The organism is Microbacterium sp. SGAir0570 (assembly GCF_005491085.2).
Taxonomy (GTDB): domain Bacteria; phylum Actinomycetota; class Actinomycetes; order Actinomycetales; family Microbacteriaceae; genus Microbacterium; species Microbacterium arborescens.
The window spans coordinates 2,203,294-2,229,418 of sequence record NZ_CP027929.1; the positions used below are offsets into that span (position 1 = coordinate 2,203,294).

Consider the following 26,125-nt stretch of genomic DNA (forward strand, 5'->3'; position numbering starts at 1 on the left):
TCGAGCGCTTAGCAAGCCGTCTGCCATATGGCAACACTATTGACACGCTTGCCACATGGCAATGGTTCCGCCAAACTTAGCACGTGCCCACAGGAAGAACGCCGGAACCCGGCCCGCTCAGCCACCATGTCGCGAACCTGCTCGCCGCCGAGATCGCCCGCCGCGGACTGCGGCAGACAGACGTCGCCGCACAGGCGGGCATGTCGGCCTCGCAGCTGTCGCGCGTCCTCGCCGTGAAGAAGGTCTTCACGCTCGACCAACTCGACGCGGTGTGCCGCGCCGTCGGCATCCCCATCGCGCAGGTCGTCGTGATGCCCGGCGAGCAGGCGCGGCACGCCAACCGAACCGACCGCATCGCACCCATCGATGTCGGACCGGCGCGCCGCACCGAGCGCGCGGTGGCCAAAGCGCCGCAGGACGACCTCGGCGGGGACGACGGTCGCGGATGACACGCCGCTCCGGACGGGCGGACACGATGGCGACAACTCCGCCAGACTTGGCACGTGCCCTCAGGAAAGACCCCGGAACCCGGCCCGCTCAGTCGTCATGTCGCGCACCTGCTCTCCATTGAGATCGCCCGCCGCGGACTGCGTCAGTCGGACATCGCCGCGCGAGCCGGTATGTCGTCCTCGCAGCTGTCGCGGGTGCTCGCCGCGAAGAAGGTCTTCACGCTCGACCAACTCGACGCGGTGTGCCGCGCGGTCGGCGTCCCCATCACCCAGGTCGTCGACGTGCCGGGACAGCAGCCTGGCCGGGCCCTCGACGCGGCTTCCGTCCCCCGCATCGATGTCGGACCCTCACGCGATACTGAGCGGGCGGTGGCCAAAGCGCCACACGACGACCGCGGAGGGGACGACGGTGACGGATGACGAGCTTCTCGACACACTCGATCTTCTCGGCGTACGCGTGACCATCGTCGATCTGCCTCCCGACCGCGACGGCGAGTACGAGCACGGGCTTCGGATCGTCCGGCTCCGGCCGGGAATGGCCCGTCGCCTCCACCGGTCGGTCCTGGCACACGAGTGCGCCCACGCCGTCTACGGCGACGTGCCGCTTCGCGACCCGCACCACGCCGAACGGCAAGAGACGCGGGCCGACGAATGGGCGGCACGGGCGCTGGTGTCGGTCGACGACTACGCGCGCGCCGAGAGCATCCACGACGGTCACGTGGATGCGATGGCCCTCGAGCTCGACGTCACCGTCGACCTGATCCGAGCCTTCCAACGCACGCTCCGACATCCGCGCGCCCTTCGCATGCCGGGCATCCCGACGAGCGCTTCCCGGTAGCACAGCGTTCCGCATGCAGCCGACCGCATGCGTCGAGACGTAAAATCGACGGATGCCCGGATGCGCCTCGAGCGCGGGTCGGAGGCAGAAGCCGCTGGCCACCGGAGACACCGCGGGAGTCGCATTGCACGGAAACGCCACCACTCGTTACGACGACGTCGCCCTCCTTTCGGTCGCGAGTGTCCTCCCCTCCCGCGTCACCTCTTCCGACGCGATCGAGGACCGATTGTCGGACGTGCTGCGGCAGCTCAAACTCAAGCCGGGCCTTCTGCGCCGGGTCGCGGGCGTGAACGAGCGACGCAACTGGGCTGCGGGCGAGTCCTCCGACGACGCGACGATCCAGGCGGGGCGCCGGGCGCTCGACGAGGCGGGCGTGCGTCCCGACCAGATCGGCCTGCTCATCAACACCTCGGTGTCGCGGAAGCATCTCGAGCCCTCCGTCGCGGTGCGACTTCACCACGGGCTCGGGCTGCCCACCTCGGCCATCAACTTCGACGTCGCCAACGCTTGTCTCGGCTTCATCAACGGCATGAGCCTCGCGTCGGGAATGATCCAATCGGGCCAGATCGACTACGCGATCATCGTCAACGGCGAGGACGCCGATGAGATCCAGGTCAACACGGTCGAGCGACTCAATCGCGGCGGCCTCGACCGCAACGGGTTCATGAGCGAGTTCGCCTCGCTCACCCTCGGCTCGGGCGCCGCCGCCGCCGTGCTGGGGCGTGCGAGCGAGAACCCCGGCGGACATCGCATCGTCGGCGGCGTGACCCGCGCGGCCACGCAGTTCCACGAGCTGTGCGTCGGGAGCGTCGACGGAATGTTCACCGATGCGAAGGCTCTCCTCAAGGGCGGTCTGGCGCTCGTCGTCGACGCCTGGAAAGAAGCGCAGTCGACCTTCTCGTGGTCGAGCATCGACCGTTACATCACGCACCAGGTCTCATCGGTGCACACCAACGCGATCGTCAAGGCCGTCGGCCTCGATCGCCGCCGCGTTCCGGTCACGTATCCCCAACTGGGCAACGTGGGACCGGCGTCCATCCCCATCACCCTGGATGCGGAGAAGGCGACGCTGCAGCGCGGCGATCGCGTGCTGCTCATGGGTGTCGGCTCCGGGCTGAACACCAGCATGCTGGAGCTCGCCTGGTGACCCCGGTGGCGCCGCGGGAGCTCCCCGGAATCGAGGGCGGCGTCTCGACGACCCGCGTCGTGGCCGGTGTCGGCGCCGACGCCGGATCGCAGCGACGCTGGCACCTGCTCGACACCGCTCCGCTGCTCGAGCGAGAGGGCATCACCCCGGTCGGGACGATCGTCGCGGTGCACGGCAACCCGACCTGGTCGTATCTGTGGCGCGCCCTCGTCGCGGCGTCGCTGCAGCGCGCACGGGCCGGCGGACCGGCGTGGCGCATCGTCGCCGTCGATCAGCTCGAGATGGGCTACTCCGAGCGCACGACACTGACGCGGGGCCTGCCGCAGCGCATCGACGACCTCGGTGCGCTGATCGATGAGCTCGGCATCACCGGCACGCTCGTCACCCTCGGCCACGACTGGGGAGGCCCGATCTCGCTGGGATGGGCCGTGCGCCATCGCGACCGCGTCGACGCCGTCGCCGTTCTCAACACCGCGGTGCATCACCCCGCCGGGATGCCACTGCCCTCGGCCCTGCGCGTCGCGGGAGCCCGATCGCTGCTGGCCACGACGACGATCAAGACGACCGCGTTCCTCGACACGACCCTCGCGCTGGCCGATCCTCCGCTCGCTCCCGAGGTGCGTGCCGCTTACCGGGCGCCGTACACGTCGAGCGGACTGCGGCGCGGCATCGGCGCATTCGTCGCCGACATCCCCGCCACGCCCGAGCATCCGAGCACTCCCGCCCTCGACGAGCTCGCAGGCGGCCTCGTCGACCTGACGGTGCCCGCCCTGCTGCTGCGCGGGCCGCGCGACCCGGTGTTCGGCGAGCACCATCTCGACGACCTCGCGCGCCGCCTTCCGCACGCCGACGTGCACCGCTTCGAAGGTGCCGGACACATGCTCGCGGAGGAGCGCCCGTACGCGGACGTCGTGCTCGACTGGCTCGACGACAACGGCCTGTCCTCCGGTGACGCGACTGACGCCCGTGACGTGGGTGAGCGCCGCATCCCCGCCGACGAGAAGGATGCGGACGACGACGCTCGCGCGTTCGTCCCGATCTGGCAGCGACTCTTCGACCGCAGCGACGACGACGACACCGCCGTGGTCGATCTCACCCGACGCGTCGGCGGGGAGCCGCTGGACGTCAGCTGGCGCGAGCTCGCGCAGCGTGTGGATCACCTCGCCGCGGGGTTCGCGGCGTTCGGAATCCGACGCGGTGACCGGGTCTCGCTGCTCGTGCAGCCCGGTCCGACGCTGACCGCCGTGCTCTACGCGTGCCTGCGCATCGGCGCCGTCGTGGTGGTCGCCGACCGGGGGCTGGGAATCCGCGGGCTCTCTCGCGCCGTCCGCGGCACCGAGCCCGCCTTCGTCATCGGCGAGCAGGCCGGCCTCGCGGCCGCACGCGCACTCGGGTGGCCGGGCCGGCGCATCTCGGCTCCGAATCTGCCCGCCCCGGCAGCCCGTGCGCTCGGCGTCGAGGCCTCGCTCGCCGAGATAGCCACCTCGGGTTCTCGCGGCGCGGTGCCGGCGCCGCCGTCTGCCGACGACGAAGCGGCGATCCTCTTCACCTCCGGCTCCACCGGCCCCGCCAAGGGTGTCGTGTACACCCACGCGCAGCTCGCCGCGCTCCGCGACACCCTCGGATCGCACTTCGACGTCACCCCCGATGTCGGGCTGGTGACGGGCTTCGCCCCCTTCGCCCTGCTGGGTCCTGCGCTCGGCACGCGATCGGCGACGCCGCGCATGGATGTCTCAGCGCCGCGCACGCTCACGGCGACCGCGGTCGCCGAAGCGGTCCGCGCCTCCCGTGCGCGCATCGTGTTCCTCTCTCCCGCGGCCGTGGCGAATGTCTGCGCGACGGCCGATGCGCTCACAACCGACGATCGCGCAGCGCTCGCGCAGGTGCGCACGTTCCTTTCGACCGGCGCGCCCGTGAGCATCGGCCTTCTGCGCCAGGCGCACGAGCTCATGCCCGAAGCCGAAGCTCACACGCCGTACGGCATGACCGAGTGCCTGCTCGTCACCGACGTCACCCTCGACGAGCTCGAGCGAACGCAGTCGGCGCCCGACGCCGGCGTCTGCGTGGGCACGCCGATCGGCACGGGCACGGTCCGCGTCTCCGGCCTCGACGCCGATGGCCGTGCAACCGGCGACCTCTCGGACACACCGCATGTCACGGGCGAGATCGTGGTCTCGGCGCCCCACCTGAAGCGCGGCTACCACCGTCTGTGGGCGACCGATCGCGAGGCGGTGCGAGGTACGGGCTCCCACCCCGGCCGCTGGCATCGCACCGGAGACGTCGGTCACTTCGACGCCGAGGGTCGGCTCTGGGTCGAGGGGCGGCTCCCCCATGTCGTCGTCACGAGTGACGGGCCCGTGACCCCGGTCGGTCCCGAGCAGCAGATCGAGAGGGTCGAGGGCGTCCGCCGCGCGGCCGTCGTGGGTGTCGGGCCCCGGGGCCGCCAGGTGTGCGTCGCCGTCGTCGAGACGACGCCCGGGGCGCGCCGGCCCGGCCTCGCCCCGTCGGCACTGGCCGAGCGCATCCGTGCGGCATCCGACTCCGCGATCGCTGCCGTGCTCGTCGTGCCTGCCCTGCCCACCGACATCCGGCACAACTCCAAGATCGACCGGTCGCGCCTGGCGGCGTGGGCCGAGCGCGTGCTCGCCGGCGAGAAGCCGAGCGCACCGTGATCGTCCTGGCCACCGGCGCATCCGGTTTTCTCGGTCGCGCTGTCGTCGCGGACCTGCTCTCCGCCGGGCACGAGGTGCGCACCTTGCAGCGCCGCCCGTCCGGCGTCACCGGAGCGCACGACATCCGGGGATCGGTCACCGATGCGACCACCGTGGCGGATGCCCTGGCGGGCGCGGATGCCGTCGTCCACCTCGCCGCGAAAGTGTCGCTCGCCGGTGACAGACGCGAGTTCCACGACGTCAACGTCGGGGGTACGACGACCCTCCTCGATGCCGCCGCAGCGGCGGGAGTGTCGCGCTTCGTGCAGGTCTCCTCCCCCTCCGTCGCTCACGCCGGCTCCGCTCTCGCGGGCGCCGGGGCCGATCCCGCCGACCCCGTTCGCGCGCGCGGCGAGTACGCGCGAACGAAGGCCGAGGCCGAGCTGATCGCACTCGGACGCGACTCCGAGGCGATGCGCGTCGTCGCCGTGAGGCCGCATCTGGTGTGGGGCCCGGGCGACCCGCAGCTCATCGAGCGCATCGTGGCTCGCGCTCGACGGCACACGCTGCCGCTCCTGAACGGGGGCACGGCCCTCATCGACACCACATACGTCGACAACGCTGCGTCGGGCATCGTGGCCGCGCTGGAGCGAGCGGACGCCGTCGGCGGTCGCGCTTACGTGCTCACCAACGGCGAACCGCGACCCGTGGGCGACCTGATGGCGGGCATCTGCCGCGCAGCGGGAGCCCCCGAGCCGAAGCTGCGCCTGCCGGCTGCCGTCGCCCGTGCGGCAGGAGCCGCCGTGGAGAAGGTCTGGGACGTGCGTCCCGGCGCCGACGAGCCGCCGATGACGCGTTTCCTCGCCGAGCAGCTGTCGACCGCGCACTGGTTCGATCAGACGGAGATCCGGCGCGACCTGCGGTGGGCGCCGACCGTCTCGATCGATGAAGGACTCTCACGACTCGCGGAGCACTACGCCGCACACCGCTGAGACTCTCAGCGGACGCGGCGCCGCCAGGGAACGACGGCGATGATGACGCCGACGAAGGCGACCGCGGCGGCCGTGGTCGCAGCCAGCAGCGACGGTCCGGACGGGGGCGGCGCGATCGCGTCGAGGACGATCGAGGCGGCGAGGAGTCCGACGACGGATCCGAGGCCGAGGAGCAGCACCCCGGTGCGCTTGACCAACGCCGCCGAGATCACGATGTAGACCACGCCCGTCGCACCGCCGAGGTACATCCAGGGCTCGGCCTGCAGCGCCCCCGGCATCCCGTTGACCGTCACACTCACCGCCGCTGCGATGCCGAGCGCGATCGATCCTCCCGCGAAGTTCACCACCGTCGTCGACAGCGGGCTGCCGAGCTCCTGCCGGAGCCGGCCGTTGGTGGCCTGCTGCCAGGCGATGCCGGCTCCCGCGACGAGCGGCAGCGCCAGCATCCACCAGGCGACGGGCTCGCCGCGCTGGCCGAGAGCGCACAGCACGACGCCGACGATCGCCAGCAGACCGCCCGCCAGCCGGGGAACGGTCACGGCGACGACGCCGGCCGGTCCATACCCGACGCGGTCGAGCACCAGGCCACCTGCCGTCTGCCCCGCCACGAGCCCGACCGTGAAGAGCGCGACCCCGATCGTGGCGACGGTGAGCCCCTGGGTGGCGACCGTCACAGCGCCCGCGAGCCCGCCCAGCAGCATCCAGACGGGAATGCTGCGCCCCGCGCCCGCGACGAGCCGTCGGAGTCCTTGCCGGCCGGTGGGGGCGAGCAGGGTGCCCACGAGGATCAGCACCAGACCGCTTCCGAACGAGATGAACGCCGCGACGAACCCATCACCGATCGCCGCGCCGAGCGCACCGTTGATACGAGCTTGAACGGCGGTGAGGACGCCGACCAACACTGTTGCGGCGATCGCCGCACCAAGCGGCAGAGCCGGGGGTCGATTCTGATCGGTCACTCGGTCAATAGTGCATCAGGAGGCACCGCGCCACGAACCGTGCGGGCTGCACGCGCCCCCTCTTGACGCTGGTGGGACGAACCGAGACCGTGGATGAGGAGAACGGGGAACGATTCGCGGGCGCGGTCCACACGCCGCATATCCCCCCTCAGTGCGGCGGCCGACTCGCGAATCGTTCCTCTTCGGGAGCCATCATGGGGCGATTCATCTACGGCAACGGCAACACGAAGGTCGAGATCGAGGACCGTGCTCTCGCGCACCTGCAACAGGTCATCGGGTCGAAGCTCCGTCGCAACGAGCGCTTCTTCTTCACCTGGCGCGACGACGTGAGCATCGGCGACGGGCGCCGGTCCGTCTGGATCCATCAGAACGCCGACCTGGTGTTCAAGTACCACGGGCATCGCCCGCCGCAGCTGAACCGGGACTGGCTCGAGGCCCTCACCACCGTCGCCAACTCCGGCGGCGGCCTCTACCTCACCCCGGAACCCCCTCCGCGCAGCCGCGTCGGCCACGACGCGGCGCTGCACGACCGGGCCGATGCGATCGGCCGCGGCTGACGCGCAGCCTAGGCTGGTTCCCATGTACGTGGGCACCATTCGTCGCGTCGAGAACACCACCGTCGAACTCGCAGGTCACTCGCTCGAGGAGATCCGGGATCAGGCACAGGCTGCCGTCCCGGAGGGCTTCGACCTCGTGTCCGCGCCGGTGCAGATGATCAAGGGCAGCAGCGAGCTCAAGGCGACCGCGACCTATCAGCGCCGCGACGGCTTGCGCGACATCGAGGCCGACGACCGGGAGGCGTTGTTCGCCAAGGTGCCCGAGGGTTGGCAGCTCGTCAACATTCGCAAGCACTGACGTCGCCGGTCCGGCCGGCTCCGCTTGGTCGCGTCGCGGAGAGCCAGACCACGTCGGGATGTCGTCGGGCCATGTCAGTCTCTGGCCGGGAGAGGAGACCCGGCCCGTGGGCACGAACAAGCGTTATGCCGATGCAATCGATCGACGGGTCGACGAACGCACCGAACGCGTCCTCATGCGCATCCCGCCGTGCACGATCCCGATGCAGGCCTATGGGCCACGCCCGCTCGAGTGGCCGGCGGACCGGCCTGCGGTGTGGGCGTGGGTGTCGTGGCCGCACAAGCCCGCCGAACGGGTCGCAGCCATCGCGCACGGGTGGAACGATCGCGTCGTGGTCGTGCACTGGATGAGCCCGGCCGGCGAGCTCAACACCGTCGTCTGGCGCAACGCCGTGACGCGCCGCGGCGAGCGCGCGCACGGATAGCCCGCCGCTGACGAGTTGGCAACCCCGTCCCGCACCATCGCCCACCGTGGCATCGTGCGTCACGATGCGTTACGTCAAGTACGGGGGCGAGACCTTCATCACCAGCGATGCCGTCGCTCGCGCGCTGCTCGCGCTGACGGCGAGCGTGGCCGCCACATCGGGAAGTGAAGTCGTCACGGTCCTCGCGATCGAGCCGGGGTCGGAGGAGCCCGCGCAGGTCGATCTCGTCATCGGGACGGGCATCCACATTCTGTCCCGGCCCGCGGCCATCGACATCCCGGAGCCGGATTTCGAGGATGCCGTCGGCTGGCTGCAGTTGCATCCCGACTACCCCCGCCGCGCGCCTGAGCCCGGCCCGACAGCCGAGACCGACGACCTCACGTCGTGGAACGACGATTTCGGCGGAGCGATCGACATCATCTGAAATCTCGCGGCGTGAGCCGTTACGCGCAGTGCCCTTGACGACCGCTCGTGCGACGAGGACCGTTATGAGCAAGCAAGCGTGGAAAAACGCGACGGCCTCCTCGCTCCCTCCCCTCATCGGAGCGGCCGTCGCCCTGTGCACGTGTGGAGGACAGCATGGGCCGCTTCATCTACGGAAACGGAAACGCCAAGGTCGATATCGAAGATCGCACGCTCGCTCACCTGCAGCAGGTCGTCGGGGCGAAGCTCCGGCGGAGCGAGTCGTTCTTCTTCACCTGGAAGGACGACCCGAGCGTGGGCGGCGGGCGGCGTGCTGTGTGGATCCACCCGGGTGCCGACCTCGAGTTCAAGTTCCACGGCGGCCGCGAGCCCCAGCTCAGCCGGGAATGGCTCACCGCGCTCACGACCGTCGCGAGCTCCCCCACCGGACTGTACGTGGTGCCGGAGCCGGCGCCGCGGGCGGCATCCTTGCACAGCGGCGGTGTCGAGCTCTACGGGGAGCGTATCGGCGGATGATCGACCGCCGGCCGGCGGTACAACGATCCCGTTTCGGTATCGGCGAGCGCCCTCGCGCACGCTGACCACGGAGGAGTCGGGAACGGTCGTCGGTCCAGGCGATAATGAGCGCCGGCGACACGACAGGCGTCTTGCCGGGTGCCATTGGAGGAGCGCATGCCGTTTCGCACGAAAGAGACGTTGGAGGCCTGGCTGGCTGAGTTCGCCGAACTCGGATACCCGATCAGCGAGCGGCTGCGGGTGATGCCGCAGGACGGCACCGACGGCTATGACACGGGCCTCATCGGCCTCGACCTGGTCAATGCCGGCACCGTGACCTACCTGCAGCCCGAGCCCGTCGGTTCGACCCGCTGGGCGATCACGTTCGAAGCCCGCGAGCAGGACGTAAAGCTCGACGCCGGCCGTGCCTTCGAGCTGTCGGCGGAGCTGGCGATGGTGTCCGCCCTCTGCTCGTTCCTGCAGTCCAAGTCCGCCGACTTCATCGCGAGCCGGGCGACCTGACGGGTCAGTCGCCGGTCGGCTCAGGAACCAGCCGCAACCCCGCCGCGCTGTTCGCCGCCTCATTGAGGAGCACGAGCCACCGCCGGTTGAGCGTCCCCGTCGGCGCTTCGGCGAAGCTGAAATACAGCGACGAGGCGCGGGAGATCCAGACGCTCCCGTACTGACCTTCCTGCCCCTCCGCGGCATCGTCGCCGTGCGTGTCGGGCTCGCTGCCCCACGTGAAGACGAAGCTCTCGTCGCGACGGAGCTTGGTGACGATCACCGCACGCAGATGCTGCAGCGCCCAGTCATCGACGTTGACGGCCGGTGCGACACCGTAGATCAGATGTCCCATGCTTCTCCCTCTCGAGCAGGGTCCGGTCTCACCCCGGACCAGGGGCCTCTGGCGCTTGAGCGTCGCGAGCGGCTGATCCACAAGGTACCTCCACCGCCGCCCGTCGGGAGACTGCGCCGAGGGGGCGAAGGATGCGCCGCGTGCGCCCGATCACGCAAGCCGCCTTGCGTGCTTTCTCCGACCGGGGACAATTGGCGGGTGCGTCGAATCCACTATGGAACAGGCGTCGTCCTCACCACGGACGACGTCGCCGACGTGTTGCTGCGCCTCAGCGTCGCCCTCGCGAACCTGTCGCACACCGAGCGGGTGACGATTCCCGTCGCCAGTGGCGACTCCTCGAACATCAGCGTCGACCTGATCCTCGGTCCCGGCATCGCGGTGATGTCCGAGCCCGCCCCCTGGTACGGCGACGAACCGGACTTCTCGACCGGTGCCACCCTGCTCCGGATGCACCCGCACTACCCCTATCGGCGTCCCGCCGATCGTCCACAGCCGATGACTCCGATCGAGGTGGACAACTGGGACCCCGATCTCGAGGGCTACTGAGCCGACTACGGGACTCGAACCCGTAACCCCCGTATTACAAGTACGGTGCGCTACCAATTGCGCCAAGTCGGCAGGACGTCCAGTCTATCGACGGACGCGGGCAGCGCAGAAACGCCTGCTGCCCCGACGGCGCCCGGTCAGGACGCGGGCGCCTCGGTGGGCGTCGGGGTCGGGGTCGGGGTGGGAGCGGACTTGTAGTACGCGTCGCTCGCGGTCGTCAGTACGAACTGCGAGAACTCGGCCGGATCGCTCAGGTCGCCGATGTACTGCTTGCCGTTGACGAGCACCATCGGGGTCCCGGTGAGCGACAGGCCGTTCGTGTCGGGGATGCCGGCGACGGCGCGCTCGGTCGCCGACTTCGCCCAGGCGGCGTAGGAGCCCGACTCGATGCAGTCGCGGACGACGCGGGTCGAGTCGACGCCGGAGGCCTGCGCCATGTTCGCGAGCTCGGTGTCGGAGTAGCCGTCGGTGTCGACCTCGGGCTGACGCGTGAGCAGCTCGTTGTTGAACGCGAAGAAGGCGTCGGGCGCGTTCGTGGCAACGCACGCTGCCGCACTGGCCGCGCGGAGCGAGTACTTCGTTCCATTCGACTTCGCCGTCAGCATCGCCACCGGGTAGTAGCTGAGAGTGACGGCACCGTCGTCGACCCAGGAGGTGAGCTGCTGGGCGTTGGCGACCTGCCACTCGCGAGCACCGGCGGAGAGGTAGTCGACGTAGACCCGGATCTCGACGGGCGGGGCCGTGGAGGACGTCGGAGCAGGAAGGCCCTCGGCGGGCGTCGCAGCCGCGGCATCCGGGGCGGACTCCGCCGGCGCGGACGCATCGGTCTCGGCGGCGATGTCGGTCGATACCGAGGTGTTGACCACATCGGCGACGACGAATCCGTCACCCGAGGCGGTCGCGGGCTCGAGCTGCGGCTGGCTTCCGGCGCTCGAGACGGTCATGGTGACGGCCACGGCTGCGGCGGCCACGACTCCGACAGCGAGCACTCCGAGACCCGAGCGGCGTGCGATGCGCGCACGCGACTGCCGGGTGTGAACCTGGAGCGCCTTCTCACGCACCGCCTCGCGACGGTCGGTGACTGCCGGCGTTTCAGGTGCGTCAGGAGTGTCGTCAGAAGACATGGAACCTCGGGGAACAGAAGAAGGATGAGGGCCGAGCGGTGGCACTCGCGACGGGCTTCACGAGTCACTCGATGGTAATCAGCCAGCCTGGGAAAGCCCAGAGCACCGGCCCGATCTCCATGTCTCTCGCACGCCCGCGCACGTGCCATACTGAGAGCGCGCCCGATGAGGGGCGTACGGGGGCGACCCCGTTCCATTCACAACGGATCGTCCGGCACGTACCTGCCGGTGAAGGAGAAGAAACGATGGCGACTGTCACTTTCGACAACGCAACCCGTCTGTACCCCGGTGGCACGCGCCCCGCGGTCGACAAGCTCAACCTCGAAGTGGGCGACGGCGAGTTCCTCGTCCTGGTCGGCCCCTCGGGTTGCGGAAAGTCCACCTCGCTGCGCATGCTCGCCGGCCTCGAAGAGGTCAACTCGGGCAGCATCCGCATCGGTGAGCGCGACGTCACCGACGTTCCCCCGAAGGACCGCGACATCGCGATGGTCTTCCAGAACTACGCGCTGTACCCGCACATGACGGTCGCTGAGAACATGGGCTTCGCGCTCAAGATCGCCGGCGTCGGCAAGGAAGAGCGCGCCCAGCGCGTGCTCGAGGCAGCCAAGCTCCTCGACCTCGAGGAGTACCTGACCCGCAAGCCGAAGGCTCTCTCGGGTGGTCAGCGTCAGCGTGTCGCGATGGGCCGCGCCATCGTCCGCAAGCCCCAGGTGTTCCTCATGGACGAGCCGCTGTCGAACCTCGACGCCAAGCTCCGCGTCCAGACCCGCACGCAGATCGCTTCGCTGCAGCGCAGCCTCGGCGTCACCACGGTGTACGTCACCCACGACCAGACCGAGGCCCTCACCATGGGCGACCGCATCGCGGTCCTCAAGGACGGCATCCTGCAGCAGGTCGGCACCCCGCGCGACCTGTACGAGAAGCCGAACAACGTCTTCGTCGCCGGCTTCATCGGCTCGCCCGCCATGAACCTGTTCACCGCCTCGCTCGCCGAGGGCGGCGTACAGTTCGGCACCAAGGTCGCCCCGGTCGAGGCCGACACGCTCGGCAAGGCGCACGGCTCGACCGTCACCATCGGCATCCGCCCCGAGGACATCATCGTCAACCCCGAGGACGGCCAGGGCCTGACGGTCGACGTCGACCTGGTCGAGGAGCTCGGTGCTGACGGCTACCTCTACGGCCACACCGACATCAACGGCAAGCGCACCGACATCGTCGCGCGCGTCGACGGCCGCCGTCACCCGAACGCGGGCGACAAGGTCGTCCTGGCTCCCGTCCCCGGACACGTCCACGTGTTCGACGGCGAGACCGGCGAGCGCCTGACCGACAAGGCCATCGCCTCGGCCTGATCCGGTATCTTCGTACGCTGCGGCGCGGGTGGCCTCTGGTCGCCCGCGCCGCAGTCTTTGCGCCTCACATCCGATCGGAGAATCCGTGACCGCCTCGCTCTCGATCACCGCCAGCAGCGTCGACCCGGGCCTGCTCGCCCTTCCCTGGTCGACGACCCTCGCCGACTGGTCGACGCCCGACATCGTCTACCTGCCCAAGGGCATCTCGCGCCACCTCGTGCGCTTCGCGAACCTGTCCGGACGGGTCGTGGCGATCAAGGAGACGACGGCGGCGATGGCCCGGCGCGAGTACGAGATGCTCGGCTCGCTGCAGCGCCTCGACGTGCCCTGCGTCGAGCGGGTGGCGGTCATCGACGGGCGTCGCGACGCGGACGGCGAGGAACTGCCCGCGGCCCTCGTGACGGCACACCTGAAGTTCTCCCTCCCCTATCGCGCCCTGTTCACCCAGGTGCTGCGCCCCGACACGGCGACCCGTCTCGTGGACGCCCTCGCGGTGCTGCTCGTGCGCCTGCACAACGTCGGCTTCTTCTGGGGCGACGTCTCGCTGTCGAACACGCTCTTCCGCCGCGACGCCGGCGCCTTCGCCGCGTACCTCGTCGACGCCGAGACGGGCGAACTGCACGAGCGCGGCCTCACGCGCGGTCAGCGGATGCACGATCTCGACATCGCACGCACGAACATCGCCGGCGAGATCATGGACCTCGAGGCCGGCGGCCGTCTTGAGGGCGGCGTGGACGCCATCGCGATCGCCGACGGCATCATGTCGTCGTACCACTCGCTGTGGGCGGCCCTCACCGACCAGGAGACGTTCTCGGCGAACGAGTCGTGGCGCATCACCGAGCGCGTCCAGAAGCTCAACTCGCTCGGGTTCGACATCGGCGAGATGTCGATCGACGCCGCCGCCGACGGCACGCGCGTCTCGATCCAGCCGAAGGTCGTCGACGCCGGCCACCACCAGCGTCGACTGCTCCGACTGACGGGACTGGACGTCGAGGAGAACCAGGCCCGTCGTCTGCTCAACGACCTCGACGAGTTCAGCGCGCGCGTCTCACGCCTCGGGTCGAACGAGGAGATGGTCGCGCACGAGTGGCTCACCCGAGTGTTCGAGCCCGTCGTGCTCTCGGTGCCGTGGGACCTGCGCGCGAAGCTCGAGCCGGCCGAGCTGTTCCACCAGGTGCTCGAGCACCGCTGGTACCTCTCGCAGACGGAGGGGCGGTCGGTGCCCCTGGCCGAGGTGCTGTCGTCGTACGTCGAGAACGTGCTCCGTCACCGGCGCGACGAGGCGACCGTGATGGGGCCGCCGACCGAGACGATGTCGGTTCCGATCGTCACCGACTCCGTTCCCGTCGACGACGACGAGGCTGAGGTCGACTGGCGCGACCTCGTCTGACGAACGAGGCCGCGCCGCCGCTCAGTAGCCGACGGTAAAACGCTCGCGGACGTGCTTCGGGTTCTCGATCTCGTCGACGACCGCGATGGCGAAGTCTGCACCCGAGATGAACGAGTCGCCGTTCTCGTCGGTGACGAGCACATCGCCGCCGTCGCGGTAGCGTCCCGTGCGCTCGCCCGGGTTGAACGACCCGAAGCCGCCCGCCGGGTGGATGGCGAACCAGTCGCGACCGCTTTCGTCGGCCTGCAGATCTTCGAGGATGCCGATGGCCTCGAGCGCCTCGTCCTTGAACTCCTCGGGGAAGCCACTGTCGATCAGGCGCGGACCGCCCGGGGCGACGAGGCTGCCGCCCGCACCGCCGACGACGCCGACGCGCACGTTCTCGGGAAGGCTTTCGACCAGCAACGCGGTGTTCGGGCGGACCTGCCCCTGCATGTCGCCGCGCGGGGCGACAGCCGAGACGACGACGTCCACGCCGTCGAGCTGGCCGACGAGGGCGGGCACGTCCAGCAGGGTGCCCTCGAGGTACGTCGCGCCCTCGATGCGCTCGGCGGGAACCTTGCGGGCGACGGAGACGACGGTGTGGCCGCGCGAGACGGCCTCCTCGACGATGTGGCTGCCGGCGTAGCCGGTTCCTCCGATGACGGCGATGCGTGCCATGACTTCTTCCTCCGTTGGGTGTCGTGCGCGGGCCCCGGCCCGCGGGTGTGGCCGATCAGCGAGCGGGCTGCGTGTGCCAGATGCGGTCGATGTAGTCGCGGATCGACCGATCCGACGAGAAGAAGCCTGTTCGAGCGACGTTCAGGATGGCCGAGCGGGTCCAGGCATCGCGGTCGGCGTACGCGGCATCCACCCGCTCCTGGGCTGCGATGTACGACGTGTAATCGGCCAGCACCATGAAGCGGTCGTCGTACATCAGGTTCGACACGACGGACTCGAAGGTCGAGCGGTCGCCGTCCGAGAACGCACCGGATCCGATGAGATCCAGCGCCCGGCGCAGTTCATCGTCAGCCTGGGCGAACTCTCCCGGACGGTAGCCCGCGGCCCAGAGCTCCTCGACCTCGGGCTCGCTCATGCCGAACAGGAAGAAGTTGTCGTCACCGACGAGCTCGCGGATCTCCACGTTTGCGCCGTCATCGGTGCCGATAGTGAGCGCGCCGTTCAGGGCGAACTTCATGTTGCCCGTGCCCGAAGCCTCCTTGCCTGCGAGCGAGATCTGCTCGGACAGGTCGGCGGCAGGGATGACCCGCTCCGCGAGCGTGACGTTGTAGTTCGGCGGGAAGACGACCTTGAGGCGCCCCTCGAGGCGCGGGTCGTTGTTCACGACAGATCCGACGGCGTTGATGAGGTGGATGACCCGCTTGGCCATCGCGTAGCCGGGAGCTGCCTTGGCACCGAAGATGAAAGTGCGCGGCTGCAGGTCGGACGCCGCCACCCGGCCCGACACGACCCGCTCGTAGAGCGTGACGATGTGGAGCAGCTTGAGCGTCTGACGCTTGTACTCGTGCAGTCGCTTGACCATGACGTCGAGCAGGTGGTCGTCGGCGATCTCGAAGCCGTCGCGCTTCATCAGCACGTCGTTCAGGCGCCGCTTGTTCGCGGCCTTGACGCTGGCGAAGGCCGCACGGAAATCGGGATCCTCGGCGTACGACTCGAGTTCGCGCAGCCGCTCGAGGTCGGTGAGCCAGCCGGTGCCGAGCGCGGCGGTGATGAGCTCGGACAGGTCGGGGTTCGCCAGACGCATGAACCGTCGCGGGGTCACGCCGTTCGTGACGTTCGTGAACTTCTCGGGCATCATCTCGTCGAACTGGTGCAGCACCTTCTCGCGCAGCAGCTGTGAGTGGAGCTCGGCGACACCGTTGACCTTCGACCCGGCGACCGTCGCGAGGTAGGCCATGCGCACGGCCCGCTGCTCGGAGACGATGGACATGTCGCGCAGGCGCTGCTCGTCGTCGCCGAACCGCTCGCGCACGCGGAGCAGGAACTCGTCGTTGATGCGGTAGATGATCTCGAGGTGCCGCGGCAGCAGGCGACCGAGCAGATCGACCGACCAGACCTCGAGCGCCTCGGGCAGCAGGGTGTGACACGTGTAGGCGAAGCACTTCTGGGTGATGGCCCAGGCGGCATCCCAGTCGAGCTTCCGCTCGTCGACGAGCACGCGCATCATCTCGGGAACGGCGATGACGGGGTGGGTGTCGTTGAGCTGGAAGATCACGCGCTCAGGAAGATCCTCGAGATCGAAGTCTTCGGGCAGCACCTTCGTCATGTAGTCGGCGATGGATGCCGCGACGAAGAAGTACTGCTGCTGAAGGCGCAGCTCCTTGCCCTGCGGCGTGGAGTCCTCGGGGTACAGCACCTTGGAGATGTTCTCCGCGAACGTCTGCGCGCGCACCGCCTCGACGTAGTCGCCGCTGTTGAAGGTGCGCAGGTCGAAGGCCTTCGTGGCTTCGGCGCTCCACAGACGGAGGGTGTTCACCCGCCCGTTCTGGTAGCCGGGCACCATGTAGTTGTAGGGCACGGCGCGCACGCTCCAGGCCGGCACCCACCGGCTGCGGATGACGCCGTCGTCGTCGTAGGTCTCGGTGTGGCCGGCGAACGAGACGGTCTGCGCCGATTCCGGGTGACGGAACTCCCACGGCGAACCGAGCGCGAGCCAGGCATCCGGCTTCTCGATCTGCTCACCGCCCCGGAAAACCTGGCGAAAAATGCCGTACTCGTATCGGATGCCGTACCCGATGCTCGGAACACTGAGGGTGGCGAGCGAGTCGACGAAGCATGCAGCGAGGCGCCCGAGGCCGCCGTTGCCGAGGCCCGGCTCGACCTCGTGAGCGCGCATCGTGTCGATGTCGATGCCGCATGCGGCCAGCGCCTCGGTCGCGATCTCGGTCAACCCCGAGGCGAGCAGGTTGTTGTCGAGCTGACGCCCGAGAAGATACTCCGCCGACAGGTAGCAGACGGCCTTGCGCTGGTCCTCGCGCTGACGCCGCTGGTCCTCGAGCCACCGCGCGACGAGATAGTCGCGCACGGTGGCAGCGAGTGCCATGTACGTGTCGGTCTCGGTCGCCGACGACAACGCGACACCGCGTTCCATGTTGAGGTTCAGCAGGAACTCGCGCACGAAACCGTCCACCGTCGCCGGAGGCGACGCCACCGGCGCAAGCGCCAGCGGGTGGGTCGCAGCGATCGTGCGGGAGCCGGAGGTCTTGTCGTTCTCGCTCACGGTTCGAAACTACCCGTTCGATCGGAATCGCGCCGGGTCGTCAGGCGTCGACCGAGCGGAATTTACAGGAAGGTCATCGCCCGGTCACAGCCCGACGACGCCCGCCGATCATTCCTGCGCGGCGCGGATCGTGGCGACCTGGTAGAGCGCGACGGATGCCGCGATACCGGCGTTGAGCGACTCGGTCGCCGACGAGATCGGGATCGAGACGACCTGGTCGCACGTCTCGGTCACCAGACGCGAGAGCCCCTTGCCCTCCGACCCGACGACGATGACGACCGGGCGGTCGGCGAGCTGCAGCGACGGCAGCTCGATGTCGCCGCCGCCATCGAGGCCGAGCACGAAGACGCCCTGCTTCTTGAACTCCTTGAGCGTGGTCGTCAGGTTCGGCGCGATGACGACCGGGATGCGCGCGGCCGCGCCGGCGCTGGTCTTCCACGCGGCCGAGTTGACGCCCGCCGAGCGGCGCTGGGGAACAATGACGCCCTGGCTGCCGAAGGCGGCGGCCGAGCGCATGATCGCGCCGAGGTTACGCGGGTCGGTGACACCGTCGAGCGCCACGAAGAGCGGGGTCTCCCCCGAGTCGATGACCTCTTCGAGCAGGTCCTGCGGGTGGCCGTACTCGTAGGGCGGCACCTTGATCGCGACGCCCTGGTGCACGCCGTCGAACCCGGCCATGCGGTCGAGCTCCTGGCGCGTGACCTCGAGCACCGGGATGCCGCGGTTCGTGGCGATCGACAGCATCTCCTTGACACGGTCGTCCATCTCGACGCGCTGGGCGATGTAGAAGGCCGTGGCGGGGATCTTGGCGCGCAGCGCCTCGAGCACGCTGTTGCGGCCGGTGACCGTCTCGGTGTCATCGCCCGACTTCGACTTCGGCGCCCGGTTCGCGCTGCCCTGGCGCTGCTGCGGCTTGCCACCGGCGGCGATGTAGCGCTCCTGAGCGGCCTTCCGCTTGCCTGCGGGGTGCCACGCGCGATCCTCGGCCTTCGGCGTCGGGCCGCGACCCTCGAGCGATCGACGGTTCTTGCCGCCGGTGCCCTTGGTGGGGCCCTTCTTCTTGCCGCGTCCGGCGGACGGGTTTCCTGGCTTAGCCACGGTTCACACTCCAATGGGTCCCCTCGGGACCGTCTTCGAGGACGATGCCGGCCGCCGCGATCGCGTCGCGGATACGGTCGGCTGTCGTCCAGTCCTTGGTCGCGCGCGCTTCAGCGCGCTGGTCGATCATGGTGCGCACGAGCGCGTCGAGAGCGACGGTCTCGGCGTCGTCGCCGCGCGGCTCATCGGCGGCATCGAGCCCCAGCACGGCGAGCATCGCCGACACGGCTCCAACCGCGGCGGAGACCGCGTCGTGGTCGCCCTCGTCGAGCGCGGTGTTGCCCGCCCGGACGGTCTCGTGCAGCACGGCGAGCGCCTGCGGGACGGCCAGGTCGTCGTCCATCGCGGATGCGAAGGCGACGGGCACGTCCTCATCCCGACCGGCCGATCCCCCGGGCAGCACGCGAGCGGCGCGCTGCAGGAACGAACGGATGCGGCCGAGCGCGGCCTCGGCCTCGTCGAAGCTCGCCGGCGTCAGGTCGAGGCTCGACCGGTAGTGGGCGGCGCCGAGCGCATACCGGACGACACGGGGGTCGCGCTCGCGCAGCACGTCGTCGGCGAGCAGGAAATTGCCGAGCGACTTCGACATCTTCTGGTCGCCGACGGTGACGAGGCCGTTGTGCACCCAGTAGCGCGCGAAGGCGTCACCCGCCGCCGTCGACTGGGCGAGCTCGTTCTCGTGGTGCGGGAAGCGCAGGTCGAGTCCGCCGCCGTGGATGTCGAACTCGCCGCCGAGGTAGCGCCGGCTCATCGCCGAGCACTCGATGTGCCACCCGGGACGGCCGTGCCCCCAGGGGGAGCTCCAGGCGGCATCCGACGGCTCCTCCGGCTTGGCACCCTTCCACAGGGCGAAGTCGCGCGGATCGCGCTTGCCCCGGGGGTCGGCGTCGGCCGCGGCCTCCATCGCGTCGAGCGACTGGCGGGTCAACGAGCCGTACTCGGGCCACGACCGCACATCGAAGTACACGTCTCCCGAGCCGTCGGGGGCCGCGTAGGCGTGGCCACGCTCGATGAGGGTCTCGATGAGCTCGATCATCTGCGGAACGGATGCCGTGGCGCGCGGCTCATAGGTCGGCGCCAGCACACCCACGGCCGCGTAGGCACGGGTGAACTCGAGCTCGATCCGGTACGCGAGCGCCCACCACGGCTCGGCATCCGTCGCGTTGGCGAGGATCTTGTCGTCGATGTCGGTGACGTTCCGGACGAACGTCACCCGTCCGTGCCGGTACTCGAGCCAGCGGCGGAGGATGTCGAAGCCGACCGCCGCGCGGACATGGCCGATGTGCGGACCGGACTGCACCGTCGGACCGCAGACGTAGACCGTGACGTTCGACGGGTCGCGCGGCGCGAAATCGCGCAGCGCCTGCGCGCGGGTGTCGTAGAGGCGAACGGTCACTGCACCAGCCTACCGGCGGGGCGCCGCGCCGCCGTGGCATGAGCGTGCCCCGAGACGCGGTAGAACTGGAGGGTGCTGCCCGTGATCGCCGTCCTCGTCGCAGCGGTGCTGTTCGGCACGACCGGCACCGCGCAGGCGCTCGGCCCCAACGACACGACACCGCTCGGTGTCGGAGCGGCCCGCCTCATCGTCGGGGGCACGGCGCTCGCGGCCGTCGGCCTGTCGATCGGCGCCCGCCGACAGCGCGCTCGCATCGCGCGCGACGGCATCCGACCGGTCGGAGGTCCGCGCGCCGTCGCCCTCATGGCGCTGACCGGACTGTGCCTCGCGCTCTACCAGCCGCTGTTCTTCCTCGGCACGGCGCGCAACGGTGTCGCCGTGGGGACAGTCATCGCGCTCGGATCCGCCCCGGTGCTCGCGGGACTGCTGGAGTGGGCCCTCACACGGCGGCGGCCGACGTCGTCGTGGATGACCGCGACGGCGCTGGCCACGGCCGGAGTCGCCCTGCTCGCCGTCGCGGGCGGCGGATCGGCAGGGGCCGACGGTCTCGGCGTCCTGGGGTCGCTGGGGGCGGGTGCCTCGTTCGCGATCATCGCCAATGCGCAGCGGCGGCTGATCTCCGGCGGGTGGGACGCTTTCACCGTCTCGGGTGCGATGGGCGCCGGCGCAGCCGTGTGCGGCGCCGCGATGCTGCCGTTGACCGACATACGGTGGCTCACCGAGCCGCGCGGCTGGGTCATGGCGCTCTGGCTGGGCGTGGCGACGGTCGCGCTGGCGTACGCGCTGTTCACGTGGGGGCTCGGCGGCTTGAGCGCGGCGACCGCAGCCACCCTCACCCTCGCCGAGCCGCTGACGGCGAGCCTGCTCGGCGTCATCCTGCTGGGCGAGCGCCTCGCTCCGCTGGCGCTCGTAGGACTCGCCGTGCTCGCCGCCGGCCTCGTGCTGCTGGCCGTCACCTCGCGCTCCCGCCGCAACCCCGCCCCGACACCCGTGGAGGCCTGACATGGCGGGATCCGTCACGATCGTCCGAGACGACCTCACCGGCGCCGCGACCCGCGGTCTGCTCGCCGCCCACCTCGCGGGCATGCTCGCCAACACGCCGGTCGAGAGCGTGCACGCCCTCGACCTGACCGCGCTGCAGCATCCGTCCGTCCGGGTGTACTCGGCCTGGGTCGGAGACGAGATCGCCGCTGTCGGCGCGTACAGGGCTTTCGACGGCGACCGCGCGGAGATCAAGTCCATGCGCGTCGCCGACGGGTTCCTCGGGCGCGGCTTGGGGCGCGCGATGCTGCAGCACCTCGAGCGGGAAGCCCGGGATGCCGGCATCCGCTCGCTCTGGCTCGAGACCGGCTCCGGCCCCGACTTCGTCGCCGCGCGGAGTCTGTACGAGAGCGCCGGCTTCTCGTACTGCCCGCCGTTCGGCGACTACTCCCCCGACCCGCTGTCGGTGTTCATGACGCGCGACCTCGAGGCAGCGCCCCGCTGAGCCTCAGCGGATGCGGTAGACGAGGGCGACCGCGGTAGCGGAGACCCCTTCGCCGGCGCCGGTGAACCCGAGCCCGTCGGTCGTCGTGGCCGCGACGGAGACCGGCGCGCCGAGCGCCTGCGTCAGCAGCGCCTCGGCCTCGGCGCGGCGCGGCGCGAACCGCGGCCGGTTGGCCTGCACCTGCACCGATACGTTTCCGATCGCGTAGCCGGCCTCGGCCACGAGCTCGCGCACGCGCCGCAGGAAGACGATGCCCGCGGCCCCCGCGTACTCGGGACGGTCGACCCCGAAGTGGGTGCCGATGTCGCCCAGGCCGGCGGCCGCGAGCACCGCGTCGACGATCGCGTGAGCGACCGCGTCGCCGTCCGAGTGGCCGCGCAGCCCGGGTTCGCCGGGCCACTCCAGTCCCGCCAGGCGCAGCGCCCCGTCGCCTCCGAACGCGTGGACGTCGGTGCCGATGCCGACGAGCGGGACCACGGATGCCGCCGCGGCGGTGGGCCGCAGCAGGTGACGCGCCCGGTCGAGGTCGGCGGGCGTGGTGATCTTGAACGACAGGTCATCGCCCGCGACGGTGTGCACGGGGTGACCGGCGGCCGCGAACAGCGCGGTGTCGTCGGTGAACTCCTCGGCCGCCGTGGCGTACGCGGATTCGAGGAGTGCCCGAGGAAACCCCTGGGGCGTCTGCGCTGCGGCCAGCGGAGCGCGATCGACAGCTTCGTCGACCGCGGCACCGGTCACGCGTTTGAGCGTGTCGACGACGGGGCGCACCGGCACGACTCCGGCGCCCGAGCGATCCACCTCGGCGATCACCCGTTCGAACACGTCCGGCGGGGTCAGCGCACGGGCGGCGTCGTGGACGAGGACGGTCTCGACGTCGGCCCACAGGGCCGCGAGTCCCGCGGCGACCGACTGCTGCCGCGTCTGGCCCCCGACGACGACCGAGACGAGGTCGGAGCGATCGCCGAATGCCGCCTCACCCTCGGTGCGGGCGTCGCCCTCGCGTCCGGCGGGCGCCACGATCACGACCTGAGCGGTCGGTGCCGCGGCGACGCCGTCGAGGGCGTGCCTCAGGATCGAGTGCTCGTCGATCCCGACGAACGCCTTCGGAGCCCCGGCCGAGAGCCGTGTTCCGGAACCGGCCGCGACGACGACGACCGCGACGCGCGGAACGGGGATGATGCCCACGGCAGCGGATGCCGAGACGGACTCAGGAGGCGAGGACCTCGTCGAGGACGCCCGAAGCGTGGTCCTCGTCGGCCTTGAGCGCCAGCGCGATCTCGGACACGAGGATCTGACGCGCCTTCGCGAGCATGCGCTTCTCGCCAGCGGACAGGCCGCGGTCCTGATCGCGACGCCACAGGTCGCGCACGACTTCGCTCACCTTGATGACGTCGCCCGAAGCGAGCTTCTCGAGGTTGGCCTTGTACCGACGCGACCAGTTGGTCGGCTCTTCGGTGAAAGGGGCACGCAGGACGTCGAACACGCGCTCGAGCCCGTCCTTGCCGATGACGTCGCGAACGCCGACCAGGTCGACGTTGTCAGCCGGGACCTCGATGATGAGGTCTCCCTGGGTGACGTTGAGCTTCAGGTATTTCTTCGTCTCGCCCTTGATGATCCGGTCCTTGACCTCGATGATCGTGGCTGCCCCGTGGTGGGGGTAGACGACGGTTTCGCCAACCTCAAAAAGCATGGAGTTATATCCCTTCGGCAACATCCAGGATAACACAGGGGGCATACAGTAAGGTTTGCCGCCGCTTATACCCCGCGGCATCCGAGGGGTGTCGGCACGTCGGCCCCGTCACCCTTAGACTTCTGAAGACGCCCGTCTGCCTGCCTGGAGGATCCGTGAAACTGCGAATCGTCGCTTCGATTGCCGTGGGCGCCGCCCTGACCCTGGGGGCCACCGGCTGCAGCATGATCTCGCCGCAGGCGACGACCATCGACTTCTCCGCCTCGGACGGCGTGAACATCCCGCCCTCCGGCCCGCTCGACGTCCGCAACGCGATGGTCATCGCCGACGAATCCGGCACCGCGGGCAACTTCCTCGCCGCCATCGTCAACCCCACCGACGAGGACCACACGCTCATCTTCGGCTTCGGCGAGACCACGACCACGCTGAAGGTGCCGGCGCGCGACAGCATCAGCCTGGGCGTCGACGGCAACAAGCCGATCCTGCTCGAGGACATCGACACCATGCCCGGTGCGACCCTGCCGATGTCGTTCCAGTCGGGAGACGCCGAGGGCGTGCGCATCGACGTGCCCGTCCTCGACGGCACGCTCCCCTACTACACGGAGTACGTGCCGCTCGAGGCGACGACCCCGTCGGCGACCCCCACTCCGTCCGCCACCCCCACCCCGTCGGCGACTCCGACCCCGTGACGGCCCGACGCATCTGACGTGATGAGGGGCCCGGCGACGATCGCCGGGCCCCTCATCACGTCTTCGTGGCTTCCTCCTCGCCGTGAGCGAGCTCAGCCCTCGAAGCGATAGCCGAGTCCGCGCACAGTGAGCAGCATCGACGGCCGGCCCGGGTCGGCCTCGATGCGGGAGCGGATGCGCTTGATGTGCACATCGAGGGTCTTCGTGTCGCCGAAGTAGTCGCTCCCCCACACGCGGTCGATGAGCTGACCGCGTGTCATCACCCGGCCTGCGTTACGCATCAGGACCTCGAGCAGCTCGAACTCCTTCAGCGGCATGTTGATCTCGCCGCCGTCGACGGCCACCGTGTGTCGGTCGAGATCGATCGTCACGCGGCCACCGGCGAGCACGCGTTCGTCGACGTCGACCTCGGCCGTCGCGGCCCGCCGCAGCACAGCCCTCATGCGAGCGAGCAGCTCGCGCGACGAGTACGGCTTGGTGACGTAGTCGTCGGCGCCGAGCTCGAGCCCGACCACGATGTCGACTTCGGAGTCCTTGGCGGTCAGCATGATGATGGGCGTCTTCGACGTCGTCCGGATGATGCGGCACACCTCGGTTCCCGGCATCCCGGGAAGCATCAGGTCGAGCAGCACGATGTCGGCCCCGCGCGACTCGAACGCCTCGAGGGCGGCGGGTCCGTCCTCGGCGATCTCGACCTCAAAGCCCTCCCGTCGCAGCAGGTACGCCAGCGGGTCGGCGAGGTCGGGCTCATCCTCCACGAGCAGGACACGAGTCATGATGGGTCTCCCTTGGGCCGGGCGGGCATCGCCCGGACGATCTTCTTCCTGGTCTTCCTCGGCGCCGCGGCCGCACCATCGGGGGCGGCGATCGCGGGCAGGCGGATCGTGAACGTCGAGCCGCGTCCCGGGCGGGACCACAGCTGGACCTCGCCGCCGTGGCGCTGCACGGCGTGCTTGACGATCGAGAGCCCCAGGCCGGTGCCGCCCGTACGGCGCGAGCGGGCGTAGTCGGCGCGATAGAACCGCTCGAATACGCGCTGCTGCTCGCTCTCCGGGATGCCGATGCCGCGATCGGTCACGGCGATCTCGACGGTGTCACCCGTGCCGCGGATGCCGACGCCGACCTGGCTGGCGGGCGGCGAGTACACGATGGCGTTCGCGATGAGGTTCCCCACCGCCTCGCTCAGCACCTGCACGTCGCCGCGCACGTACAGCCCGCGATCCCCTCCGCGCACGAGAGCGACGCCCGCCGACTCGGCGGCGATCGCGTGCGTCTCGATCGCCGACGTGACGACCTCGTCGATCGCGACGTCGCGCAGCTCCGTCAGCTCGTCGGAGGACTGCAGGCGCGACAGGCTCATGATGCGCGAGGTCAAGTTCCCGAGCCGCATGGCCTCGGCGCTCAGCCGGCTGGCGAACGAGCGCACCTGTTCCGGGTCGTCGGCGGCGGACTCGATCGCCTCGGCGAGCAGGGTGACCGCCCCGACCGGGGTCTTCAGCTCGTGACTCGTGTTCGCCACGAAGTCGCGCCGCATCTCCGCGAGCCGTTCGCGCTCGGTGATGTCGCGCACGAGCACGAGGGTGAACCGCGGGGTGATGCTGCTCGCGCGCGCGACGATCAGGCGCGGCTCCGCCGGAGCCACCCCGCGGCGCAGCCGCAGCGTGCCCGTCTCGGAATGCGCCACGCCGCGCGAAGAGCGCAGCAGCTCGCGCAGCTCGTCACCCGGAACCGTCTCGCCCTCGAACAGGCCGAACAACTCGGCGGACGGCGACGTCGCGACGATGGTGAACGACGCATCGACGATGAGCGCGGCCTCATCGAGGGCGGCCAGCACGTCGCGCGCGCCGGCCGGGAGATCGCCGTCGGCCTGCTCCTGCGCCTGCACGCGGGCGCGCCAGGCCAGGAAGGCCACAGCGCTGATGAGAAGGCCGACGAACACGCCCCCGAGAAGGGCGACCAGCGCGAGCTGCGTCGGATTCATTCCTCCAGATTAGGACGAGGCGCGGGGCCCGCCCATCGCGTCTCGGCCGTTCCTTCTCGGACTCGGG

The 26,125-nt window shown here is 70.0% G+C and carries 29 protein-coding genes and 1 tRNA gene; 18 read left to right on the forward strand and 12 right to left on the reverse strand.

From position 1 onward, the window contains the following. Positions 1–83: 83 nt before the first annotated feature. From C1N74_RS10450 to C1N74_RS10475, 6 genes are read left to right on the forward strand one after another with little or no spacing between them, the layout of a single operon-like run. Positions 84–449, forward strand: a complete 366-nt coding sequence (locus tag C1N74_RS10450; protein WP_137750503.1) for a helix-turn-helix domain-containing protein — start codon at positions 84–86, stop codon at positions 447–449. 54 nt (positions 450–503) lie between these two features. After that, complete coding sequence (locus C1N74_RS10455) at positions 504–869, forward strand: helix-turn-helix domain-containing protein (RefSeq protein WP_071917910.1); 366 nt, start codon at positions 504–506, stop codon at positions 867–869. After that, entirely contained in the window at positions 859–1,287 is a 429-nt protein-coding gene (locus tag C1N74_RS10460; RefSeq protein ID WP_071917909.1) for an ImmA/IrrE family metallo-endopeptidase, read from the forward strand. Before C1N74_RS10455 ends, C1N74_RS10460 begins: the two co-directional genes overlap by 11 nt. 52 nt (positions 1,288–1,339) lie before the next feature. Further along, positions 1,340–2,434 (forward strand): 3-oxoacyl-ACP synthase III, encoded by a 1,095-nt coding sequence (locus tag C1N74_RS10465; protein WP_064955000.1) that lies wholly within the window; start codon positions 1,340–1,342, stop codon positions 2,432–2,434. Then, positions 2,431–5,106 (forward strand): alpha/beta fold hydrolase, encoded by a 2,676-nt coding sequence (locus C1N74_RS10470; protein WP_306460397.1) that lies wholly within the window; start codon positions 2,431–2,433, stop codon positions 5,104–5,106. The genes C1N74_RS10465 and C1N74_RS10470 overlap by 4 nt, the downstream gene beginning before the upstream one ends. Continuing rightward, entirely contained in the window at positions 5,103–6,077 is a 975-nt protein-coding gene (locus C1N74_RS10475) for an NAD(P)-dependent oxidoreductase (RefSeq protein WP_023954825.1), read from the forward strand. The genes C1N74_RS10470 and C1N74_RS10475 overlap by 4 nt, the downstream gene beginning before the upstream one ends. Positions 6,078–6,082: 5 nt before the next feature. On the opposite strand, the gene C1N74_RS10480 is transcribed toward C1N74_RS10475, so the two are convergent. Further along, the gene (locus C1N74_RS10480) at positions 6,083–7,036 is read right to left on the reverse strand and encodes a DMT family transporter (RefSeq protein ID WP_064955001.1); all 954 of its coding nucleotides are present in this window, start codon (positions 7,034–7,036) and stop codon (positions 6,083–6,085) included. Between the two features lie 194 nt (positions 7,037–7,230). On the opposite strand from C1N74_RS10480, the gene C1N74_RS10485 reads away from it, so the two are divergent. The 6 genes from C1N74_RS10485 to C1N74_RS10510 all read left to right on the forward strand — a co-directional run bounded on the left by C1N74_RS10485 (position 7,231) and on the right by C1N74_RS10510 (position 9,755). Next, a complete protein-coding gene (locus C1N74_RS10485; RefSeq protein ID WP_023954829.1) occupies positions 7,231–7,593 on the forward strand; it encodes a hypothetical protein in 363 nt (120 codons plus the stop codon). Between the two features lie 22 nt (positions 7,594–7,615). Further along, positions 7,616–7,891: a hypothetical protein gene (locus C1N74_RS10490; protein ID WP_181405515.1), complete on the forward strand. Its 276-nt coding sequence runs from the start codon at positions 7,616–7,618 to the stop codon at positions 7,889–7,891. Between the two features lie 106 nt (positions 7,892–7,997). Continuing rightward, positions 7,998–8,315: a hypothetical protein gene (locus C1N74_RS10495; RefSeq protein WP_064955003.1), complete on the forward strand. Its 318-nt coding sequence runs from the start codon at positions 7,998–8,000 to the stop codon at positions 8,313–8,315. A gap of 64 nt (positions 8,316–8,379) precedes the next feature. Further along, a complete protein-coding gene (locus tag C1N74_RS10500) occupies positions 8,380–8,739 on the forward strand; it encodes a hypothetical protein (RefSeq protein ID WP_137750504.1) in 360 nt (119 codons plus the stop codon). 155 nt (positions 8,740–8,894) lie between these two features. Then, positions 8,895–9,254: an ATP-dependent DNA ligase gene (locus C1N74_RS10505; RefSeq protein WP_137750505.1), complete on the forward strand. Its 360-nt coding sequence runs from the start codon at positions 8,895–8,897 to the stop codon at positions 9,252–9,254. Between the two features lie 156 nt (positions 9,255–9,410). Then, positions 9,411–9,755 carry a hypothetical protein gene (locus tag C1N74_RS10510; RefSeq protein ID WP_023954838.1) on the forward strand — a complete coding sequence of 115 codons (345 nt, stop codon included), beginning with the start codon at positions 9,411–9,413 and terminating at the stop codon, positions 9,753–9,755. Positions 9,756–9,759: 4 nt separating this feature from the next. Here the strand turns inward: C1N74_RS10510 and C1N74_RS10515 are convergent, their stop codons facing one another. Next, positions 9,760–10,089: a hypothetical protein gene (locus C1N74_RS10515; RefSeq protein ID WP_023954840.1), complete on the reverse strand. Its 330-nt coding sequence runs from the start codon at positions 10,087–10,089 to the stop codon at positions 9,760–9,762. Positions 10,090–10,287: 198 nt separating this feature from the next. On the opposite strand from C1N74_RS10515, the gene C1N74_RS10520 reads away from it, so the two are divergent. Continuing rightward, positions 10,288–10,635: a hypothetical protein gene (locus C1N74_RS10520; RefSeq protein ID WP_064955006.1), complete on the forward strand. Its 348-nt coding sequence runs from the start codon at positions 10,288–10,290 to the stop codon at positions 10,633–10,635. Here the strand turns inward: C1N74_RS10520 and C1N74_RS10525 are convergent. After that, positions 10,635–10,707 (reverse strand) — tRNA-Thr (locus C1N74_RS10525). The two genes, C1N74_RS10520 and C1N74_RS10525, sit on opposite strands and share 1 nt — an antisense overlap. A gap of 65 nt (positions 10,708–10,772) precedes the next feature. Continuing rightward, on the reverse strand, positions 10,773–11,759 hold the full coding sequence (locus C1N74_RS10530; protein WP_071917904.1) for a thioredoxin domain-containing protein: 987 nt from the start codon (positions 11,757–11,759) through the stop codon (positions 10,773–10,775). Positions 11,760–12,004: 245 nt separating this feature from the next. Between C1N74_RS10530 and C1N74_RS10535 the strand changes: the two genes are divergently transcribed. Next, positions 12,005–13,108, forward strand: a complete 1,104-nt coding sequence (locus C1N74_RS10535) for an ABC transporter ATP-binding protein (RefSeq protein WP_023954846.1) — start codon at positions 12,005–12,007, stop codon at positions 13,106–13,108. Positions 13,109–13,193: 85 nt separating this feature from the next. After that, positions 13,194–14,498 carry a DUF4032 domain-containing protein gene (locus tag C1N74_RS10540; protein WP_023954849.1) on the forward strand — a complete coding sequence of 435 codons (1,305 nt, stop codon included), beginning with the start codon at positions 13,194–13,196 and terminating at the stop codon, positions 14,496–14,498. Between the two features lie 21 nt (positions 14,499–14,519). On the opposite strand, the gene C1N74_RS10545 is transcribed toward C1N74_RS10540, so the two are convergent. From C1N74_RS10545 to cysS, 4 genes are all read right to left on the reverse strand, one after another. Continuing rightward, positions 14,520–15,158: an NAD(P)-dependent oxidoreductase gene (locus C1N74_RS10545; protein WP_137750506.1), complete on the reverse strand. Its 639-nt coding sequence runs from the start codon at positions 15,156–15,158 to the stop codon at positions 14,520–14,522. 55 nt (positions 15,159–15,213) lie between these two features. Beyond that, positions 15,214–17,682, reverse strand: a complete 2,469-nt coding sequence (locus tag C1N74_RS10550) for a glycogen/starch/alpha-glucan phosphorylase (protein WP_375538057.1) — start codon at positions 17,680–17,682, stop codon at positions 15,214–15,216. A 144-nt stretch (positions 17,683–17,826) separates the two neighbouring features. Next, a complete protein-coding gene (gene rlmB, locus C1N74_RS10555) occupies positions 17,827–18,816 on the reverse strand; it encodes a 23S rRNA (guanosine(2251)-2'-O)-methyltransferase RlmB (RefSeq protein ID WP_023954855.1) in 990 nt (329 codons plus the stop codon). Further along, complete coding sequence (gene cysS / locus C1N74_RS10560; protein ID WP_103842385.1) at positions 18,809–20,212, reverse strand: cysteine--tRNA ligase; 1,404 nt, start codon at positions 20,210–20,212, stop codon at positions 18,809–18,811. Before cysS ends, rlmB begins: the two co-directional genes overlap by 8 nt. A 72-nt stretch (positions 20,213–20,284) precedes the next feature. Between cysS and C1N74_RS10565 the strand changes: the two genes are divergently transcribed. Beyond that, positions 20,285–21,214: a DMT family transporter gene (locus tag C1N74_RS10565; protein WP_137750507.1), complete on the forward strand. Its 930-nt coding sequence runs from the start codon at positions 20,285–20,287 to the stop codon at positions 21,212–21,214. Position 21,215: 1 nt separating this feature from the next. Further along, complete coding sequence (locus tag C1N74_RS10570) at positions 21,216–21,698, forward strand: GNAT family N-acetyltransferase (RefSeq protein ID WP_023954861.1); 483 nt, start codon at positions 21,216–21,218, stop codon at positions 21,696–21,698. A 3-nt stretch (positions 21,699–21,701) separates the two neighbouring features. Here C1N74_RS10570 and ispD read toward each other — a convergent pair whose 3' ends face one another. Then, the gene (gene ispD, locus C1N74_RS10575) at positions 21,702–22,883 is read right to left on the reverse strand and encodes a 2-C-methyl-D-erythritol 4-phosphate cytidylyltransferase (protein ID WP_137750508.1); all 1,182 of its coding nucleotides are present in this window, start codon (positions 22,881–22,883) and stop codon (positions 21,702–21,704) included. A 22-nt stretch (positions 22,884–22,905) separates the two neighbouring features. Continuing rightward, positions 22,906–23,388, reverse strand: coding sequence for a CarD family transcriptional regulator (locus tag C1N74_RS10580; protein WP_023954865.1), 483 nt, complete (start codon positions 23,386–23,388; stop codon positions 22,906–22,908). A gap of 155 nt (positions 23,389–23,543) precedes the next feature. On the opposite strand from C1N74_RS10580, the gene C1N74_RS10585 reads away from it, so the two are divergent. Beyond that, a complete protein-coding gene (locus C1N74_RS10585; RefSeq protein WP_064955010.1) occupies positions 23,544–24,077 on the forward strand; it encodes a hypothetical protein in 534 nt (177 codons plus the stop codon). A gap of 92 nt (positions 24,078–24,169) precedes the next feature. Here C1N74_RS10585 and C1N74_RS10590 read toward each other — a convergent pair whose 3' ends face one another. Continuing rightward, positions 24,170–24,853: a response regulator transcription factor gene (locus C1N74_RS10590; protein ID WP_023954869.1), complete on the reverse strand. Its 684-nt coding sequence runs from the start codon at positions 24,851–24,853 to the stop codon at positions 24,170–24,172. Next, positions 24,850–26,058 carry a cell wall metabolism sensor histidine kinase WalK gene (locus tag C1N74_RS10595; RefSeq protein WP_023954871.1) on the reverse strand — a complete coding sequence of 403 codons (1,209 nt, stop codon included), beginning with the start codon at positions 26,056–26,058 and terminating at the stop codon, positions 24,850–24,852. The genes C1N74_RS10590 and C1N74_RS10595 overlap by 4 nt, the downstream gene beginning before the upstream one ends. Positions 26,059–26,125 lie beyond the last annotated feature (67 nt).

Coding starts and splice junctions, on each gene's coding strand:
- C1N74_RS10465 (WP_064955000.1), top strand. CDS start 1,340: ATGCCCGGATGCGCCTCGAGCGCGGGTCGGAGGCAGAAGCCGCTGGCC.
- C1N74_RS10485 (WP_023954829.1), top strand. CDS start 7,231: ATGGGGCGATTCATCTACGGCAACGGCAACACGAAGGTCGAGATCGAG.
- C1N74_RS10490 (WP_181405515.1), top strand. CDS start 7,616: ATGTACGTGGGCACCATTCGTCGCGTCGAGAACACCACCGTCGAACTC.
- C1N74_RS10500 (WP_137750504.1), top strand. CDS start 8,380: ATGCGTTACGTCAAGTACGGGGGCGAGACCTTCATCACCAGCGATGCC.
- C1N74_RS10505 (WP_137750505.1), top strand. CDS start 8,895: ATGGGCCGCTTCATCTACGGAAACGGAAACGCCAAGGTCGATATCGAA.
- C1N74_RS10510 (WP_023954838.1), top strand. CDS start 9,411: ATGCCGTTTCGCACGAAAGAGACGTTGGAGGCCTGGCTGGCTGAGTTC.
- C1N74_RS10515 (WP_023954840.1), bottom strand. CDS start 10,089: ATGGGACATCTGATCTACGGTGTCGCACCGGCCGTCAACGTCGATGAC.
- C1N74_RS10530 (WP_071917904.1), bottom strand. CDS start 11,759: ATGTCTTCTGACGACACTCCTGACGCACCTGAAACGCCGGCAGTCACC.
- C1N74_RS10535 (WP_023954846.1), top strand. CDS start 12,005: ATGGCGACTGTCACTTTCGACAACGCAACCCGTCTGTACCCCGGTGGC.
- C1N74_RS10545 (WP_137750506.1), bottom strand. CDS start 15,158: ATGGCACGCATCGCCGTCATCGGAGGAACCGGCTACGCCGGCAGCCAC.
- C1N74_RS10570 (WP_023954861.1), top strand. CDS start 21,216: ATGGCGGGATCCGTCACGATCGTCCGAGACGACCTCACCGGCGCCGCG.
- C1N74_RS10580 (WP_023954865.1), bottom strand. CDS start 23,388: ATGCTTTTTGAGGTTGGCGAAACCGTCGTCTACCCCCACCACGGGGCA.
- C1N74_RS10590 (WP_023954869.1), bottom strand. CDS start 24,853: ATGACTCGTGTCCTGCTCGTGGAGGATGAGCCCGACCTCGCCGACCCG.
- C1N74_RS10595 (WP_023954871.1), bottom strand. CDS start 26,058: ATGAATCCGACGCAGCTCGCGCTGGTCGCCCTTCTCGGGGGCGTGTTC.